General features: G+C 60.9%; 14 protein-coding genes. 8 read left to right on the top strand and 6 right to left on the bottom strand.

Going from position 1 to position 16,335, the window contains the following annotated elements:
- Window positions 1–24: 24 nt before the first annotated feature.
- The gene (locus MHH62_RS24180) at window positions 25–429 is read right to left on the bottom strand and encodes an acyl-CoA thioesterase (protein WP_003176975.1); all 405 of its coding nucleotides are present in this window, start codon (window positions 427–429) and stop codon (window positions 25–27) included.
- A 406-nt stretch (window positions 430–835) separates the two neighbouring features.
- Between MHH62_RS24180 and MHH62_RS24175 the strand changes: the two genes are divergently transcribed.
- The 7 genes from MHH62_RS24175 (at window position 836) to MHH62_RS24145 (ending at window position 10,328) form a co-directional block, all read left to right on the top strand.
- Window positions 836–2,125, top strand: a complete 1,290-nt coding sequence (locus MHH62_RS24175) for an MFS transporter (protein WP_014720517.1) — start codon at window positions 836–838, stop codon at window positions 2,123–2,125.
- Between the two features lie 119 nt (window positions 2,126–2,244).
- Window positions 2,245–3,231, top strand: coding sequence for a phosphate ABC transporter substrate-binding protein PstS (locus tag MHH62_RS24170; protein ID WP_003195633.1), 987 nt, complete (start codon window positions 2,245–2,247; stop codon window positions 3,229–3,231).
- A gap of 484 nt (window positions 3,232–3,715) precedes the next feature.
- Window positions 3,716–5,749: an ABC transporter permease subunit gene (locus MHH62_RS24165; RefSeq protein WP_172832677.1), complete on the top strand. Its 2,034-nt coding sequence runs from the start codon at window positions 3,716–3,718 to the stop codon at window positions 5,747–5,749.
- Window positions 5,750–5,764: 15 nt separating this feature from the next.
- Window positions 5,765–7,435, top strand: coding sequence for a phosphate ABC transporter permease PstA (pstA, locus tag MHH62_RS24160; RefSeq protein ID WP_020302831.1), 1,671 nt, complete (start codon window positions 5,765–5,767; stop codon window positions 7,433–7,435).
- A 163-nt stretch (window positions 7,436–7,598) separates the two neighbouring features.
- Window positions 7,599–8,432: a phosphate ABC transporter ATP-binding protein PstB gene (pstB, locus tag MHH62_RS24155; protein WP_003195626.1), complete on the top strand. Its 834-nt coding sequence runs from the start codon at window positions 7,599–7,601 to the stop codon at window positions 8,430–8,432.
- Window positions 8,433–8,502: 70 nt separating this feature from the next.
- Window positions 8,503–9,264 (top strand): phosphate signaling complex protein PhoU, encoded by a 762-nt coding sequence (phoU, locus tag MHH62_RS24150; protein WP_003195624.1) that lies wholly within the window; start codon window positions 8,503–8,505, stop codon window positions 9,262–9,264.
- 164 nt (window positions 9,265–9,428) lie between these two features.
- Window positions 9,429–10,328 (top strand): response regulator, encoded by a 900-nt coding sequence (locus tag MHH62_RS24145; protein WP_339232059.1) that lies wholly within the window; start codon window positions 9,429–9,431, stop codon window positions 10,326–10,328.
- Window positions 10,329–10,460: 132 nt separating this feature from the next.
- Here the strand turns inward: MHH62_RS24145 and MHH62_RS24140 are convergent, their stop codons facing one another.
- The 3 genes from MHH62_RS24140 to phoB all read right to left on the bottom strand — a co-directional run bounded on the left by MHH62_RS24140 (window position 10,461) and on the right by phoB (window position 14,115).
- Window positions 10,461–11,801, bottom strand: a complete 1,341-nt coding sequence (locus MHH62_RS24140; RefSeq protein WP_003195620.1) for a hemolysin family protein — start codon at window positions 11,799–11,801, stop codon at window positions 10,461–10,463.
- 256 nt (window positions 11,802–12,057) lie between these two features.
- The gene (gene phoR / locus MHH62_RS24135; RefSeq protein WP_178123077.1) at window positions 12,058–13,344 is read right to left on the bottom strand and encodes a phosphate regulon sensor histidine kinase PhoR; all 1,287 of its coding nucleotides are present in this window, start codon (window positions 13,342–13,344) and stop codon (window positions 12,058–12,060) included.
- Window positions 13,345–13,425: 81 nt separating this feature from the next.
- Window positions 13,426–14,115 carry a phosphate regulon transcriptional regulator PhoB gene (gene phoB / locus MHH62_RS24130; protein ID WP_003195617.1) on the bottom strand — a complete coding sequence of 230 codons (690 nt, stop codon included), beginning with the start codon at window positions 14,113–14,115 and terminating at the stop codon, window positions 13,426–13,428.
- Between the two features lie 151 nt (window positions 14,116–14,266).
- Here phoB and MHH62_RS24125 point away from each other — a divergent pair, with 151 nt between their 5' ends.
- Entirely contained in the window at window positions 14,267–14,644 is a 378-nt protein-coding gene (locus MHH62_RS24125; protein ID WP_014720512.1) for a hypothetical protein, read from the top strand.
- A 121-nt stretch (window positions 14,645–14,765) separates the two neighbouring features.
- On the opposite strand, the gene ubiA is transcribed toward MHH62_RS24125, so the two are convergent.
- Window positions 14,766–15,656 carry a 4-hydroxybenzoate octaprenyltransferase gene (ubiA, locus tag MHH62_RS24120; protein ID WP_014720511.1) on the bottom strand — a complete coding sequence of 297 codons (891 nt, stop codon included), beginning with the start codon at window positions 15,654–15,656 and terminating at the stop codon, window positions 14,766–14,768.
- Window positions 15,656–16,219, bottom strand: coding sequence for a chorismate lyase (locus tag MHH62_RS24115; protein WP_058410132.1), 564 nt, complete (start codon window positions 16,217–16,219; stop codon window positions 15,656–15,658). Before MHH62_RS24115 ends, ubiA begins: the two co-directional genes overlap by 1 nt.
- Window positions 16,220–16,335: the final 116 nt, after the last annotated feature.

The raw sequence follows: 16,335 nt of genomic DNA, 5'->3' as shown, positions 1-16,335 counted from the left end.
TTGACCGTTAAAACCCGGCGAGGTTTAACGCGCCCGTGACGGTACCGAGCGCGTGCGGCCGCTGCCATCGATGGCGACGAACACAAATACGGCTTCGGTCACCTTGCGCCATTCGCTGGACAACGGATCGTCGCTCCACACTTCGACCATCATCTGGATCGAGCTGCGGCCGATTTCCAGGGCCTGGGTATAGAAGGAAAGCTGCGCGCCCACGGCTACCGGCACCAGGAACGCCATGCGATCAATGGCCACGGTGGCCACGCGCCCACCGGCGACCTTGCTGGCCATTGCCGTGCCGGCCAGGTCCATCTGCGCGACCAGCCAGCCGCCGAAGATATCGCCAAAACCGTTGGTTTCACGCGGAAGCGCGGTGATTTGCAGGGCGAGGTCGCCTTGCGGGATAGGATCTTCTTGTTCGAGTTCGATCATGCCGAGGGTGCCTCTGACCCGTGACGCTTCATGGGTATTTCAAGTGGATAGCCGTCTTCTCAGAAAAACGTTTCAGCACCAACATACACCGCTCGATGCGTTTCTCGTAAGGCGAACTAAAGGGAAACTCTGCCAAATCGGCTGGATGGTACCCAACAGCGTTTTGGCACAGCAGCCCCTCAAGACAGCGGGTCTGGCGCTTGCACCGGCGAGTATATCGAGACCCTGGCGCCACGACGACCTCCCGACGCTCATTTGGTCGGTAAATAGACGCTGTATCGGGGCTTTTGCGCGCAACTGTGCTCCTGGCGCTGTGCTTTTTCAGGCGATTTGCTATCTTGCCAAACCCGCCGCAAGTCACGGGCGTGCAGTCCTTTACGATGATTACTATAAGAGAAGCCTTGCCATGTCCTCCGTGCCTGCAAGCAGTGCGCAACCCTCGCGCCCGCTGACCCGCAACGACTACAAAACCCTGTCGCTGTCTGCCTTGGGCGGGGCGCTGGAGTTCTACGACTTCATCATCTTTGTGTTTTTCGCCACCGTGGTCGGGAAACTGTTCTTCCCCGTCGACATGCCCGAATGGCTGCGCATGATGCAGACCTTCGGCATCTTCGCCGCCGGCTACCTGGCCCGCCCCTTGGGCGGCATCATCATGGCGCACTTTGGTGACCTGCTGGGCCGCAAGAAAATGTTCACCCTGAGCATCTTCATGATGGCCGTGCCCACCCTGATCATGGGCTTGCTTCCGACCTACGCGCAGATCGGCCTGTGGGCGCCGGTCCTGTTGCTGCTGATGCGCATCATCCAGGGCGCTGCGATTGGCGGTGAAGTACCGGGCGCCTGGGTGTTCGTCTCCGAGCACGTGCCGCCGCGCCACATCGGCTACGCCTGCGGCACCCTGACCAGCGGCCTCACCGCCGGTATTCTGCTGGGCTCGTTGGTGGCTACCGCCATCAATAGCGCCTATACACCGGAACAGGTCTCTGATTACGCCTGGCGGATTCCTTTCCTGCTCGGCGGCGTATTCGGCCTGCTGTCGGTGTATCTGCGTCGTTGGCTGCATGAAACCCCGATCTTCGCCGAGATGCAGCAACGCAAGAGCCTGGCCGCTGAACTGCCCTTGCGCGCAGTGTTGCGCGATCACCGTGGCGCCATTGTGCTGTCGATGCTGTTGACCTGGCTGCTGTCGGCCGGCGTGGTGGTAGTCATCCTGATGACCCCGACCGTGTTGCAAACTATCTATCACTTCAGCCCCACGGTGGCACTGCAGGCCAACAGCCTGGCCATCGTGACCTTGAGCCTGGGTTGCATCGCCGCAGGCGCGCTGGCCGACCGTTTTGGTGCCGGTCGCGTGCTGGTCACCGGTTGCGCACTGCTGCTGGCGACCTCCTGGACGCTGTATCACAGCCTGATGGCCCACCCGGACTGGCTGTTCCCGTTGTATGCCCTGACCGGCTTGTTTGTCGGCACCATCGGCGTGGTGCCCTACGTGATGGTCAAAGCCTTCCCGCCGGTGGTGCGCTTCAGCGGTCTGTCGTTCTCCTACAACGTTGCTTATGCCGTGTTCGGCGGGTTGACGCCATTGGCGGTGTCGCTGCTGATGAAGGAGAGCCCGATGGGCCCGGCTTACTATGTGGCCGTCCTGTGTGTGATGGGGATGCTGGTGGGCGGGTATCTGTGGAAACGCGGTCGCTGAAGCCTGCACATTCAGATAGTGGCCTTTCATCTAATTGTCATATTTCAGACATAGAGTGTTCACACGGCCTGCCGATACTTGGCCCCGATCCAATTATCCCTATCTGCTAGGAGCAAGGCATGAAACTGAAACGTTTGATGGCGGCAATGACTTTTGTCGCTGCTGGCGTTGCGACCGCCAACGCGGTGGCCGCTGGTGTTGATCCGGCAATCCCGGCTTACGTCAAGACCACTGGTGTGTCGGGCAACCTGTCCAGCGTCGGTTCCGATACCCTGGCTAACCTGATGACCCTGTGGGCCGAGGGTTACAAAAAGGAATACCCGAACGTCAACATCCAGATTCAAGCTGCCGGCTCTGCCACTGCGCCACCTGCGTTGACTGAAGGCACCTCCAACCTGGGCCCGATGAGCCGCAAGATGAAGGACACCGAACTGGCTGCCTTCGAGCAGAAGTACGGCTACAAGCCAACGGCAATCCCGGTTGCGGTGGATGCTCTGGCGGTATTTGTGCACAAGGACAACCCGATCCAGCACCTGACCATGGAACAGGTCGATGCGATCTTCTCCTCGACGCGTCTGTGCGGCGCCAAAGCCGATGTGAAAACCTGGGGTGACCTGGGCGTGACCGGCGACCTGGCCAACAAGCCAGTGCAACTGTTCGGGCGTAACTCGGTATCCGGCACCTACGGCTACTTCAAGGAAGAAGCCCTGTGCAAAGGCGACTACAAGCCAAACGTGAACGAACAACCGGGCTCGGCTTCGGTCGTGCAGTCGATCAGCTCCTCGCTGAACGGCATCGGTTACTCGGGTATCGGCTACAAGACCGCCAGCGTGAAGACCGTGCCACTGGCCAAGAAAGGCAGCACTGACTACATCGAAGACTCTGAAGAAAACGCCCTGAACGGCAAGTATCCGCTGTCGCGTTTCCTCTACGTGTATGTCAACAAAGCCCCGAACAAGCCACTGGCGCCGCTGGAAGCTGAGTTCGTGAAACTGGTGCTGTCCAAGCAGGGCCAGGAAGTGGTGGTCAAAGACGGCTACATCCCGCTGCCAGCCAAAGTCGCCGCCAAGGCCCTGGCTGACCTGGGTCTGAAAGAAGGCAACTAAGCCTGCGATACCTGATGTAGACGCATGCTTTTCTGTGGGAGCGGGCTTGCCCGCGATGCTGGCGACGCGGTTTAGCGTTGAAACCGTGTTGATGCCATCGCGGGCAAGCCTGCTCCCACATAAGCAGTCTGCATCCCTAATTTTTTATCCGCTGCCAGCCCTGCTTCGCGGCGGATTTGTTGCGTCACTGCACTGTCATCTTTCTGTCATACAGGATCGCTAGGGTGTGCGCATGAATGATCTGGCCAATTCCACCATGACGACGACTTCCCCTCCCAAGCGCATTGATTTCAATACGCCTGAGCTGCAACGCAAGCGCCGCATCCGCGCGCTCAAGGATCGCTTCACCCGTTGGTATGTGCTGGTCGGCGGCCTCGCCGTGCTGGCCGCCATTACCCTGATCTTCTTCTTCCTCGCCTATGTGGTTGCGCCATTGTTCCAGGGCGCCTCGTTGACCAAGGAAGACGCGTTGACGCCCGCTTGGATGCAGGACGCCGGCAAGCCGTTGATGATCTCCCTCGAAGAACAGAACCAGGTCGCCATGCGGGTTTCCGACAAGGGCCAGGCGCTGTTCTTTGCCGTGGACACCGGTGCCGAGCTCAAGCGTGTCGACCTGCCGATTCCGGCCGGTACCAGTGTTGCTTCCATTGGTGAAGATCAGCCGGGCAGCCCGCTGGTGATTCTCGGCTTGTCCAATGGCCAGTCTTTGGTGTTCCGCCACACCTATAAGGTGTCGTACCCCGACGGCAAGAAAACCATCACCCCAGCGATCGAGTACCCCTACGGCGAAACGCCGATCGTGCTGGATGACGCCGGTCGCCCGCTGGAGCACGTCGCGCTCAACGCCACCGACACCTCCCTGGTGGTGGCAGGTTCCGCCGGTTCGCACTTGAACGTGCTGACCCTGAGCCGCGAAGAAAACATGATGACCGGTGAGGTCACCAGCGAGCAGAAGCGTGTCGAGCTGCCGCAGATGACCGAGCCGGTGAAGGCGATCTTCATCGACCCACGCCAGCAGTGGCTGTACGTGATCAACGGCCGTGCCCTGGCCGACGTGTTCAGCCTGCGCGACAAGAGCCTCAACGGGCGCTACAAGCTGCTGGAAGACGCCGACACGGAAATCACCGCCAGCACCCAGTTGGTCGGCGGCATCTCGCTGATCCTGGGTAACTCCAAAGGCGGCCTGGCCCAGTGGTTCATGGCCCGTGACCCGGATGGCGAGCAACGCCTGAAGCAGATCCGCACCTTCCAGATGGGCACTGCACCCATCGTCGAAATCAGCGCTGAAGAGCGCCGCAAAGGCTTCACCGCCCTGGATGCTGCTGGCCAGTTCGGCGTGTTCCACAGCACCGCTCATCGCACCTTGCTGGTGGACCCGGTGGTCGACGGTCAGGGTCTGTTCGGCATGTCGCCACGGGCCAACCGTGTGATCGTCGAGGCGGGTGGCAAGCTGCAACCGTTGTTGCTCGACAACCCGCACCCGGAAGTGTCGTGGAGCGCGTTGTGGAGCAAGGTCTGGTACGAGAACTACGACGAGCCTAAATACGTCTGGCAATCCACGGCCGCCAACACCGATTTTGAACCCAAGATGAGCCTGGCCCCGCTGACCTTCGGCACCTTGAAGGCCGCGTTCTACGCCATGTTGCTGGCGGCGCCACTGGCGGTTGCTGCAGCGATCTACACCGCTTACTTCATGGCGCCGAGCCTGCGCCGCAAGGTCAAGCCGGTGATCGAACTGATGGAAGCCATGCCGACGGTGATCCTCGGATTCTTCGCCGGCCTGTTCCTGGCGCCGTATGTGGAAGGGCATCTGCCGGGCATTTTCAGCCTGTTGATGCTGTTGCCGATTGGCATCCTGGTCGCCGGCTTTGTCTTCAGCCGCTTGCCTGAGTCGATCCGCCTGCGCGTTCCCGATGGCTGGGAAAGCGCGATCCTGATTCCGGTGATCCTGTTCGTGGGTTGGCTCTCGCTGTACATGAGCCCGTACCTGGAAACCTGGTTTTTCGGCGGTGACATGCGCATGTGGATCTCCCACGATCTGGGCATTACCTACGACCAGCGCAACGCGTTGGTGGTCGGCCTGGCCATGGGTTTTGCCGTGATCCCGAACATCTACTCCATCGCCGAGGACGCCGTGTTCAGCGTGCCACGCGGCCTGACCCTGGGGTCCCTGGCACTGGGCGCCACGCCGTGGCAGACCATGACCCGCGTGGTCATCCTCACCGCCAGCCCGGGCATCTTCTCGGCGCTGATGATCGGCATGGGCCGCGCCGTGGGCGAGACCATGATCGTACTGATGGCCACCGGTAACACCCCGGTGATGGAGATGAACCTGTTCGAGGGCCTGCGCACCCTGGCGGCCAACGTTGCGGTGGAGATGCCCGAGTCGGAAGTGGGCGGCAGTCATTACCGCGTGCTGTTCCTCTCGGCGCTGGTGCTGCTGTTGTTCACCTTCATCATGAACACCCTCGCCGAGCTGATTCGTCAGCGTCTGCGCAAGAAATACTCGTCGCTTTAAGAAAGGTAGAAGTCTGTGAAACAGAACTCCCTGAATGGATGGTTCAAGAGCGGCGCCCCCGGCGTCTGGATCAGCGGTGGCGCGGTGTCCATCGCGGTCATCATGACCATTGGTTTGCTGGCTGTGATTGCGGTGCGGGGCCTGGGCCATTTCTGGCCGGCCGACCTGATCCAGGCCAACTACAACGTGCCAGGCCAGGCCAACCACATCGTCATCGGCGAAGTGGTCCAGAAAGAAGAAGTGCCGCGTGAGCGTCTGAAAAGCGCGGGCCTGCCAGTGCCGGACCAAGGCCCGGAATTCATGACCCGTGAGCTGATCAAGGTCGGCAACCGCGATTTGAACGGCAACGACTTCACCTGGATCGTCGGCGAATGGTTGAAGGACCAGACCAAACCGACCAACCTGATGGCCATTGAGCGCCGTGAATGGGGCAATTTCTACGGCACCCTGGTCAACGTCAAGCAGGACGGCAAGGTGATTGCCGAAGGCGAGGCCGCGTGGCCGGAGCTGCAAGCTCGCGTGGACCGCGTGAACAAGCTGGCCGCTCAGCTCAAGAGCCTGGAAAAAACCGATATTGGCGCGATCAACGCCGGGTTGGAGCGCATCCGCCTGCACGGTCGCAAACTGGAACTGGAAGGCAAGCTCGACGCTGCCGCCCAGGCCGACATGGACGCCGACCGCGCCGAGCTGAATGCGCGCTACCAGGACATCGAAGCGCGCCTGGCCGACCTGCATGCCCAATTCAACCGCGACGCCCTGACGGCGCGTGACGGCAACGGCAAGGAAGTGGAAATCGGCATCGGCAAAGTGGTGCACGCCTACCAGCCGAACGCCATGGGCACGATGACCAAGATCGGTTTCTACTTCAGCAAGGTCTGGGAATTCCTCAGCGATGACCCACGGGAAGCCAACACCGAAGGCGGGATCTTCCCGGCCATCTTCGGCACCGTGATGATGACCCTGATCATGGCAATGATCGTGACCCCGTTTGGCGTACTGGCCGCGGTGTACCTGCGTGAATACGCCAAGCAGAACACCTTGACGCGCATCATCCGCATCGCCGTGAACAACCTGGCCGGTGTACCGGCGATCGTCTACGGCGTGTTCGGCCTGGGCTTCTTCGTGTATGTATTGGGGGGCTCGGTCGATCGTCTGTTCTTCGCTGAAGCGCTGCCTGCGCCGACCTTCGGTACGCCGGGGCTGCTCTGGGCTTCGCTGACCCTGGCGCTGCTGGCGGTGCCGGTGGTGATCGTGGCCACCGAAGAGGGCCTGGCGCGGATCCCTCGAACCGTGCGTGAAGGCTCCCTGGCGCTCGGCGCGACCAAGGCGGAAACGTTGTGGAAGATCGTGCTGCCAATGGCCAGCCCGGCCATGATGACCGGCATGATCCTCGCCGTGGCCCGCGCCGCCGGTGAAGTGGCGCCGCTGATGCTGGTGGGTGTGGTGAAACTGGCGCCGTCGCTGCCGCTGGACGGCAACTATCCGTACCTGCACCTGGACCAGAAGATCATGCACCTGGGCTTCCATATTTATGACGTCGGCTTCCAGAGCCCCAACGTCGAAGCGGCACGGCCTCTGGTGTACGCCACCGCGTTGCTGCTGGTGCTGGTGATCGCCACGCTCAACCTGTCGGCAGTGTGGATTCGTAACCACCTGCGCGAAAAATACAAAGCGCTGGACAGCTAATGCGATCCAATGTGGGAGCTGGCTTGCCTGCGATGCAGACGACGCGGTGTATCAGTAAGACCGCAGTGATGCCATCGCAGGCAAGCCAGCTCCCACAGACACAGAATTTGAGTAAGCCGCCCCGGCGGTTCAACGAATGAATTGGTAGCACAGGGAGCATCCCATGCAACACGAAACCCAATCCCACGGCATCAACATGTCTGCCCTGGGTCGCGACAAGCAGAGCCTGAGCCTGGCCCAGGAAACCGTGGCCATCGAAGTACCGGGCCTGAGTCTGTACTACGGTGACAAGCAGGCGCTGTTCGACGTCAGCATGAACATCCCAAAACAGCGTGTGACCGCCTTTATCGGCCCGTCGGGCTGCGGCAAGTCGACGTTGTTGCGTACCTTCAACCGCATGAATGACCTGGTGGACGGTTGCCGTGTGGAAGGCGCGATCAACCTCTACGGCACCAATATCTACCGCAAGGGCGAGGACGTGGCCGAGCTGCGTCGCCGCGTGGGCATGGTGTTCCAGAAGCCCAACCCGTTCCCCAAGACCATCTACGAAAACGTGGTCTACGGCCTGCGTATCCAGGGTATCAACAAGAAACGCATCCTCGATGAAGCCGTTGAGTGGGCGCTCAAGGGCGCGGCATTGTGGGACGAGGTCAAGGACCGCCTGCACGAATCGGCACTCGGCTTGTCCGGCGGCCAGCAGCAGCGTCTGGTGATCGCCCGTACCATCGCCGTAGAGCCGGAAGTGCTGCTGCTCGACGAACCGTGCTCGGCCCTCGACCCGATCTCCACCCTGAAAGTCGAAGAGCTGATCTACGAGCTCAAGTCCAAGTTCACCATCGTCATCGTGACCCACAACATGCAACAGGCGGCGCGGGTTTCCGACTACACCGCGTTTATGTACATGGGCAAGCTGGTGGAGTTCGGCGACACCGACACCCTGTTCACCAATCCGGCGAAGAAGCAGACCGAAGACTACATCACCGGTCGCTACGGCTAGGAAGCTGTGGTTCTGATTGCACTGACGCTGCGGTTTTCCGCACCTTACCGGACGCTCCAAGGACGCCAACATGATTAGCAAAGAAGGCCTTACCCACCACATCTCCGCGCAGTTCAATGCCGAGCTTGAGGAAGTGCGCAGCCACCTCCTGGCGATGGGCGGGCTGGTGGAGAAGCAAGTCAATGATGCGGTCACCGCGCTGATCGAGGCCGACTCGGGCCTGGCCCAGCAAGTGCGTGAGATTGATGAGCAGATCAACCAGATGGAACGCAATATCGACGAAGAGTGCCTGCGCATTCTCGCCCGTCGCCAGCCGGCGGCCTCGGACCTGCGTTTGATCATCAGCATTTCCAAGTCGGTGATCGACCTGGAACGCATCGGTGACGAAGCCACCAAGATTGCCCGCCGCGCCATCCAGCTGTGCGAAGAGGGTGAAGCCCCCCGTGGCTACGTGGAGGTGCGCCATATCGGCGATCAGGTACGCAACATGGTGCGCGATGCCCTCGACGCCTTCGCCCGCTTTGACGCCGAACTGGCGTTGTCGGTGGCACAGTACGACAAGATCATCGACCGCGAATACAAGACCGCGCTGCGCGAGTTGGCCACTTACATGATGGAAGACCCGCGCTCGATCTCGCGGGTCTTGAACATTATCTGGGTGCTGCGTTCCCTGGAGCGTATCGGCGACCACGCGCGCAATATCTCGGAATTGGTGATTTATCTGGTGCGCGGCACCGATGTGCGGCACATGGGCCTCAAGCGCATGAAAGCCGAAGTTGAAGGGACTGCTGATCTAATCCCTAATGTTTCGGGCGAATCTGACGATAAGTAAGGTTGCCCGAGAAATTAACGCCCGGCCTCTGGCCGGGCGTTTTCGTTTGTGGCATCTGAATTTTTTGCACAGCAGGCGCCATAAAGTCCTTCTGTGACCCGCGAGTTTTGGCAAAATGCCATCAGTCAGGCGTTTTGCAGACGTTTTTATAGGATGAAGGGTCGATGAGTAAAGTCAGTGTGTTGGTGGTGGATGACGCCTCGTTTATTCGCGACCTGGTGAAGAAGTGCCTGCGCAATTACTTCCCCGGAATCAAGATCGAAGATGCGGTGAACGGCAAAAAGGCGCAATCCATCCTGATGCGCGAAACCTTCGACCTGGTGCTGTGTGACTGGGAAATGCCGGAAATGTCCGGTATTGAGCTGTTGACCTGGTGCCGCGAGCAAGCGCGCCTGAAGGCCATGCCGTTCGTGATGGTGACCAGCCGTGGCGACAAGGAAAACGTGGTGCAGGCCATCCAGGCCGGCGTTTCCGGCTACGTGAGCAAGCCGTTCACCAACGAGCAGTTGCTGAACAAGGTCAAGCAAGCCCTGCACAAGATCGGTCGCCTCGATGCGCTGATTGCCAGCGCGCCGACCAAGATGAACTCAGCCTTTGGCAACGACTCCCTGAGCGCCCTGACCGGCGGCAAACCCGAAGCGGTCAAGCCGGCCCCGGTGGCGGCGCCCAGCAAAGGTTTGCTCAATACACCGCCAGTCAAGGCCCCCGCCGCAGCGGCGCCGGCTGGCAGTCGCGGTCAGGGCCAGTTGCGCCTCGCAAGCGGCACCCAGCAATGCGTGATCAAGGCCCTGAGCATCAAGGAAGCGTTGCTGGTGGTAAAGCGTGGCGAGGTCCTGCCTCAGGTGCTGGAAAGCGCCGTGCTCGACCTTGAGCAGGGCGACAACGCCGAAGTCGCACGGCTCAACGGCTACCTGCACGCCATCGTCGCCTACGAGCCCAAGCCCGACAGCGACTGGTTGCAGCTGACCTTCCGCTTTATCGACCAGGATGCGCAGAAGCTGGACTACATTTCCCGCCTGATCGCCCGTGGCACGGCGCAGAAGCATTTCGTGCCGGGTGCGTGACCCTTCAAGGCGACGCTTAGTCCATGTGGGAGCGGGCTTGCCCGCGATAGCAATCTCTCAGTCAACGATGCGCTGGCTGACCCACCGCTATCGCGGGCAAGCCCGCTCCCACACACAGCACTGCGCTTGCAGTCAGTCCAGCAGCAAGACCTTGGCCAACACGATCTTCGGCCCTTTCATCTTCTTGATGATGATCCGCAAGCCTTCAACTTCCAGCACTTCTTCTTCTTCCGGCACGCGCTTGAGCGTGTCGTAGATCAGGCCGGCCAGGGTTTCGGCTTCGATGTGGTCCAGGTCGACGCCCAGCAGGCGTTCCACCTTGAACAACGGCGTGTCCCCACGCACCAGCAGTTTGCCGGGCTGGTAGGCGAGGATGCCGCGCTCGGCCTTGCGGTGTTCGTCCTGGATATCGCCCACCAGCACTTCCAGCACGTCTTCCATGGTCAGGTAACCGATAATCTTGCCGTCGGCCTCTTCCACCAGGGCGAAGTGCGCGCCGCCTTTGCGGAACTGCTCCAGCAGTTGCGACAACGGCATATGTCGCGATACGCGTTCCAATGGACGGGTCAATTCGGCCAGGTTGAACGATTCGGGGATATGGTCCAGGGCCGCCAGTTCCAGCAGCAAATCCTTGATGTGCAGCAAGCCGACGAACTCGTTGCGCACCGCGTCATACACTGGGTAGCGGCTGAATTTATGGCGACGGAACAGCGCGAGGATTTCCTTGAGCGGGGCGTTGAAGTCCAGGGTCACCAGGTCTTCCCGGGAGTTGGCCCAGTCCACTACTTCCAGCTCGCCCATTTCCACGGCGGAGGCCAGTACGCGCATGCCTTGGTCGCTGGGGTCCTGGCCACGGCTGGAGTGCAGGATCAGCTTGAGTTCTTCGCGGCTGTAATGGTGCTCATGGTGGGGGCCAGGCTCGCCTTGGCCCGCGATACGCAGAATGGCGTTGGCACTGGCGTTGAGCAGGTAGATAGCCGGGTACATCGCCCAGTAGAACAAGTACAGCGGCACGGCCGTCCACAGCGACAGCAACTCGGGTTTGCGAATCGCCCAGGATTTTGGGGCCAACTCACCGACCACGATGTGCAGGTAGGAAATCACGAAGAAGGCGGCAAAGAACGACACGCCCTTGATCACTTCAGGCGACTGCACGCCGACCGCGCCCAGCATCGGCTCGAGGATGTGCGCAAAGGCCGGTTCACCGACCCAGCCCAGGCCCAGGGACGCCAGGGTGATACCCAACTGGCAAGCCGACAGGTAGGCGTCGAGCTGGCTGTGCACGGTACGCAGGATCTGCCCGCGCCAGCCGTTCTTATGGGCGATGGCCTCGACGCGGGTGGCGCGCAGTTTGACCATGGCAAATTCCGCCGCAACGAAGAAACCGTTGAGCAGTACCAGGATCAGTGCAAAAAGAATCATGCCGAAATCGGCGAAGAGTGTAGCGAGGGTAATGCCAGGGGAAGGGTCCATGATGGGGTTTTGCAGGTTCCGTGTGTTCAATAAGGGTGACAGGTAGGCCTGAAAGGCAGGCACAAGTCGGCCAATGTAGCGGCTGACGGGGCGCTTGCCTAGTGCCCGCTGCCGGGCGGGGCTGCAAAGTCGTGTCGCAGAACCCGTGTGGGAGCTGGCTTGCCTGCGATGGCGGTCTGCCTGCTACCGATAATTTGGCTGACCCGCCGCCATCGCAGGCAAGCCAGCTCCCACAGTGGGCCGTGCTCACTTCCACTTAATCATCGGCCTCGACCGCTCGCGAACGGTTTACCTGCGCCGGCGGAAAGTGACAGGTAAAGGTACTGCCATGCCCCAGCACGCTGCTGATTTCCAGGCGGGCCCGATGGCGCAACAGCACATGTTTGACGATGGCCAGGCCCAGCCCGGTGCCGCCGGTATTGGAGTTACGGCTGGAATCGACACGGTAGAAGCGCTCGGTCAGGCGCGGCAGGTGCTTGGCGTCGATACCGATACCCGAGTCCTGCACACTCAGGTGTGCGCCATGCTCGTCGGCCCACCAGCGAATGCGGATATTGCCCTTGTCCTGGGTGTACTTCACCGCGTTGAACACCAGGTTGGAGAAGGCGCTGCGTAGTTCGCCTTCACTGCCCTTGAGCAATACGGTTGGGTCGGCCTCCAGCGTGATCTGCTGCCCGCGTTCGCCTGAGAGCGCCTGGGCATCGTTCTTGATCGTCTGCAACAGGCTCTGCACCGCCACGGGGTGGTTATCCGAGGGGTAGTCCGTGGCTTCAAGCTTGGCCAGCAACAGCAGGTCGTTGAGCAGGGTTTGCATGCGTGAGCCTTGTTGCTGCATCTGCTGCAGGGCGCGGCTCCAGCGCGGGTTGATCTCATCGACATTGTCCAGCAACGTCTCCAGGTAGCCGCAGATCACCGTCAAGGGCGTGCGCAACTCGTGGGAGACGTTGGCGACGAAGTCCTTGCGCATCTGTTCCAGCTGGTGGATACGGGTCACGTCACGTACCAGCATCAAGTGTTCGTTGTTGCCGTAGCGGGTCAGGTACAGCTGGATGCGCACGCGGTCGTTGGTGGGCGAGGGGATTTCCAGGGCTTCTTCGTAGTTGTCCTGCTCGAAGTACTCCTTGAAGCGCGGGTGGCGTACCAGGTTGGTCACCGGCTGGCCGCTGTCCTGGGGCGTCTTGAGGCCCAGCAGAGTCTCGGCGGCGCGGTTCCACCATTCGAGGTTGCCGTCGCTGTCGAGCATGATCACCGCGTCCTTGAGTGCGGCGGTGGACTCCTGCACCCGGTCGATCACCGCTTGCAGGCGCCCGCGTACCCGTTGGTCGCGGCGTTGCAGGTGGTAGATGCTGTCGAACACCTCGCCCCACAGGCCATAGCCATCGGGCGGTGCTTCGTCGGGTTTGTGCTGGCGCAGCCATTCATGCAGGCGCAGCAATTGTTTGAGGGTCCAGCCCAGGTACAACGCGATGCCGGCGGCCAGGCTCCAGCCGTAATAGCCACTGATCAGCCCGACCAGCAGGCAGGCAGTGATCAATAGAAGCATGTGGCGGATCAGGGTGCCGTGCCAGTTCTGGTTCACTTAAACATGCGTCCTTGTCAGCTGTTTAGGGAGGAAGGGACTGGCTCAGCCTTTGGTAGAAAACCGATAGCCGGTGCCGCGCACGGTTTGTACCAGATTCTCGTACGCATCGCCCAAGGCTTTGCGCAGGCGGCGGATATGCACATCCACAGTGCGCTCTTCCACATAGACGTTGCCGCCCCATACCTGGTCGAGCAGTTGGCCACGGGTGTAGGCACGCTCCTGGTGGGTCATGAAGAACTGCAGCAGGCGGTATTCGGTCGGTCCCATCTCGGCAGGCTTGCCGTCGATGGTCACGCGGTGGCTGATCGGGTCCAGGATCAAGCCGTCGACTTCGATAGGCGCTTCGCCATCGGTCGGGCCGGCGCGGCGCAGCACGGCTTTGAGGCGCGCCACCAGTTCCCGTGGGGAGAACGGCTTGGTGATGTAGTCATCGGCGCCGACTTCCAGGCCCTGGATCTTGTTGTCCTCTTCGCCCTTGGCGGTGAGCATGATGATCGGGATGTCCCCGGTCAGCTCGTCACGCTTGAGACGGCGGGCCAACTCGATGCCTGAGGTGCCGGGCAGCATCCAGTCGAGCAGGATCAGGTCCGGCTTGCGGTCGACGATAATGGCGTGGGCCTGCTGGGAGTTCTCCGCCTCCAGGCAGTCATAGCCGGCCATTTCCAACGCGACGGCGATCATTTCGCGAATGGGCGCTTCGTCGTCAACGATCAGAATGCTCCTGCCAACCATGCTCAATCCTCTTGTCATTTAACTGTCTTGCGCCGCATTAGATAACGGAATTATTGCAGTCGTGTGACAGTAATTTAGTCGCTTGGGCAATTATCGGCACTCTGGACTACCCTTTGGGTCCGAATCCTGACAACCACAAAGGAAGGTTCCGATGACTTACAGCACTGTTTCCTGGAAAGCCCTGCTGGTATCTGCGGTGTTGACGCTGCCAGGCCTGGCGTTTGCGGCAGAGCCGGCGATGACCCAAGACGGGATGTTAGTGGATCACAAGGGGATGACGCTCTATACCTTCGACAAGGACGCTGATGGCAAATCAGTGTGCAAGGACCAGTGCGCGACCAACTGGCCACCGCTGAAGGCAGAGTCCACTGACACCAAGACCGGCGATTGGACGGTGATCACCCGCGACGACCAGACCAGCCAGTGGGCCTACAAAGGCAAGCCTGTCTACACCTACAAGGACGACAAGAAAGCCGGTGACAAGACCGGTGATGGCAAGGGTAGCGTTTGGCACATCATCAAGCCTTAAGTCTGCGGCGCTGCTGAATCCATCGGAGGCAAGCCCCTCCCCATTTTTTGATCTGCGAATACAGTCAAAATGTGGGAGCTGGCTTGCCTGCGATGGCGTCCCAACAGCCACCACAGAATCCTCAGCGAACCGCGTAATCCACCACGATCCCGACAAAAATCGCCAACCCCGCCCAGTGATTATGCAAGAACGCCTTGAAGCACTTCATGCGGTCCCTGTCCCGTGTGTACCAGAACTCCCAGACAAAACAGCCCGCTGCCGCCAGCAACCCGAGGTGGAACCACCCGCCCAGCTCGAACCGTGCGCCGGCCAGCAACAGGCACGCCAGCGCCAGGCCTTGCAGGGTGAGGATGATCACGCGGTCAGCGTCACCGAACAGAATGGCGGTGGATTTCACCCCGATCTTCAAATCGTCATCGCGGTCGGTCATGGCGTAATAGGTGTCGTAGCCCACCGTCCATAACAGGTTGGCGATGTACAGCAGCCACGCGGTGGCAGGCAAATGGCCGGTCTCGGCGGTAAACGCCATCGGCATGCCCCAGGAAAACGCTGCGCCCAGCACCACTTGGGGGTAGTAGGTGTAGCGCTTCATGAACGGGTAGCTCGCCGCCAGAGCCAGGCCGCCCAAGGAGAGCAGGATGGTGCTGGCGTTGGTCAGCAGCACCAGCAGGAAACTGATGCCCATCAGCACGGCAAAAAACACCAGCGCTTCTTTCGAACTGATCTTGCCGCTCACCAGCGGGCGTTGCTCGGTGCGTTTCACATGGCCATCGACCTTGCGGTCGGCCCAGTCGTTGATCACGCAGCCGCCGGCCCGGGTGAGCACCACGCCCAGCACGAAAATCACGATATTGATCAGCGACGGCGAACCCTTGCCGGCGATCCACAGGGCCCACAGCGTCGGCCACAGCAGCAGGTAGATGCCGATGGGCTTGTCCATGCGCGTCAACTGAATGAAATCCCAGGCCCTGGGGTTCAGGCGGTTCAAGGACTTGAGCAGACGTTGGTACATCAGCAGTTCTCCGGATGATCGTGCAACGCGCGCCAGAAACTCGGCAAAAAGACTTCCGCCACCAGCACGCTCAGCGCTCCGCGGTCGAAGCGCGAGCGGCGTGCCCACAGATTATCGGACTGGTCCGCTGTCGGCAGCCAGGCACGAGGGTAGTGACACACTTCAATGGCCTGGCGGGTGAAGGCGCGGTCGCAGAACAGCAACTCGCCCAGCGAACGGCTGCCCAGCTCGTCCATGTGCAGGCCATCGCCCTGCAAAGCACTGCGGGCCGCCACGCTGCGGGCGAACACCCAAGGCAGGCCGTGCCCGCGCAAATACACCTCGCGTACCCAGCCGATACTGGCCGGCGGCAGGTCCAGGGCGGCGCATTCATCATCGCGCAACGGTTGCCAGCCTTCGAACAGCGGCGTCACGCTGAAACCCTCGTTGGACAGCCACGTCAGCCGTCGCGTCAGCGAGCCTTCGTCAAATAGCCAGTTGAGGGTCAAGGGCGTGGGCAAGGGGCTCAGAAGGCTCTGGGTCAGCCATTGGCAAGCATCGGGAAGGGCGATTGAGTGCGGCACGGTGAGTCAGTATTGGCAGCAAAAGAGGCGGCGAGCTTACCATGGCACCCTGAACTTTTGCCGCGCCAAACCGGCCGTTTGCGTCGAACGTGCTTGCATCTGCCGGCCCCGATCAG

Origin of the sequence: Pseudomonas sp. FSL L8-0168, from assembly GCF_037976155.1 — a bacterium.
GTDB lineage: Bacteria > Pseudomonadota > Gammaproteobacteria > Pseudomonadales > Pseudomonadaceae > Aquipseudomonas > Aquipseudomonas paracarnis.
Note: the sequence above shows the minus strand (reverse complement) of the source record. Positions and strands in the feature narration are given on the sequence as shown.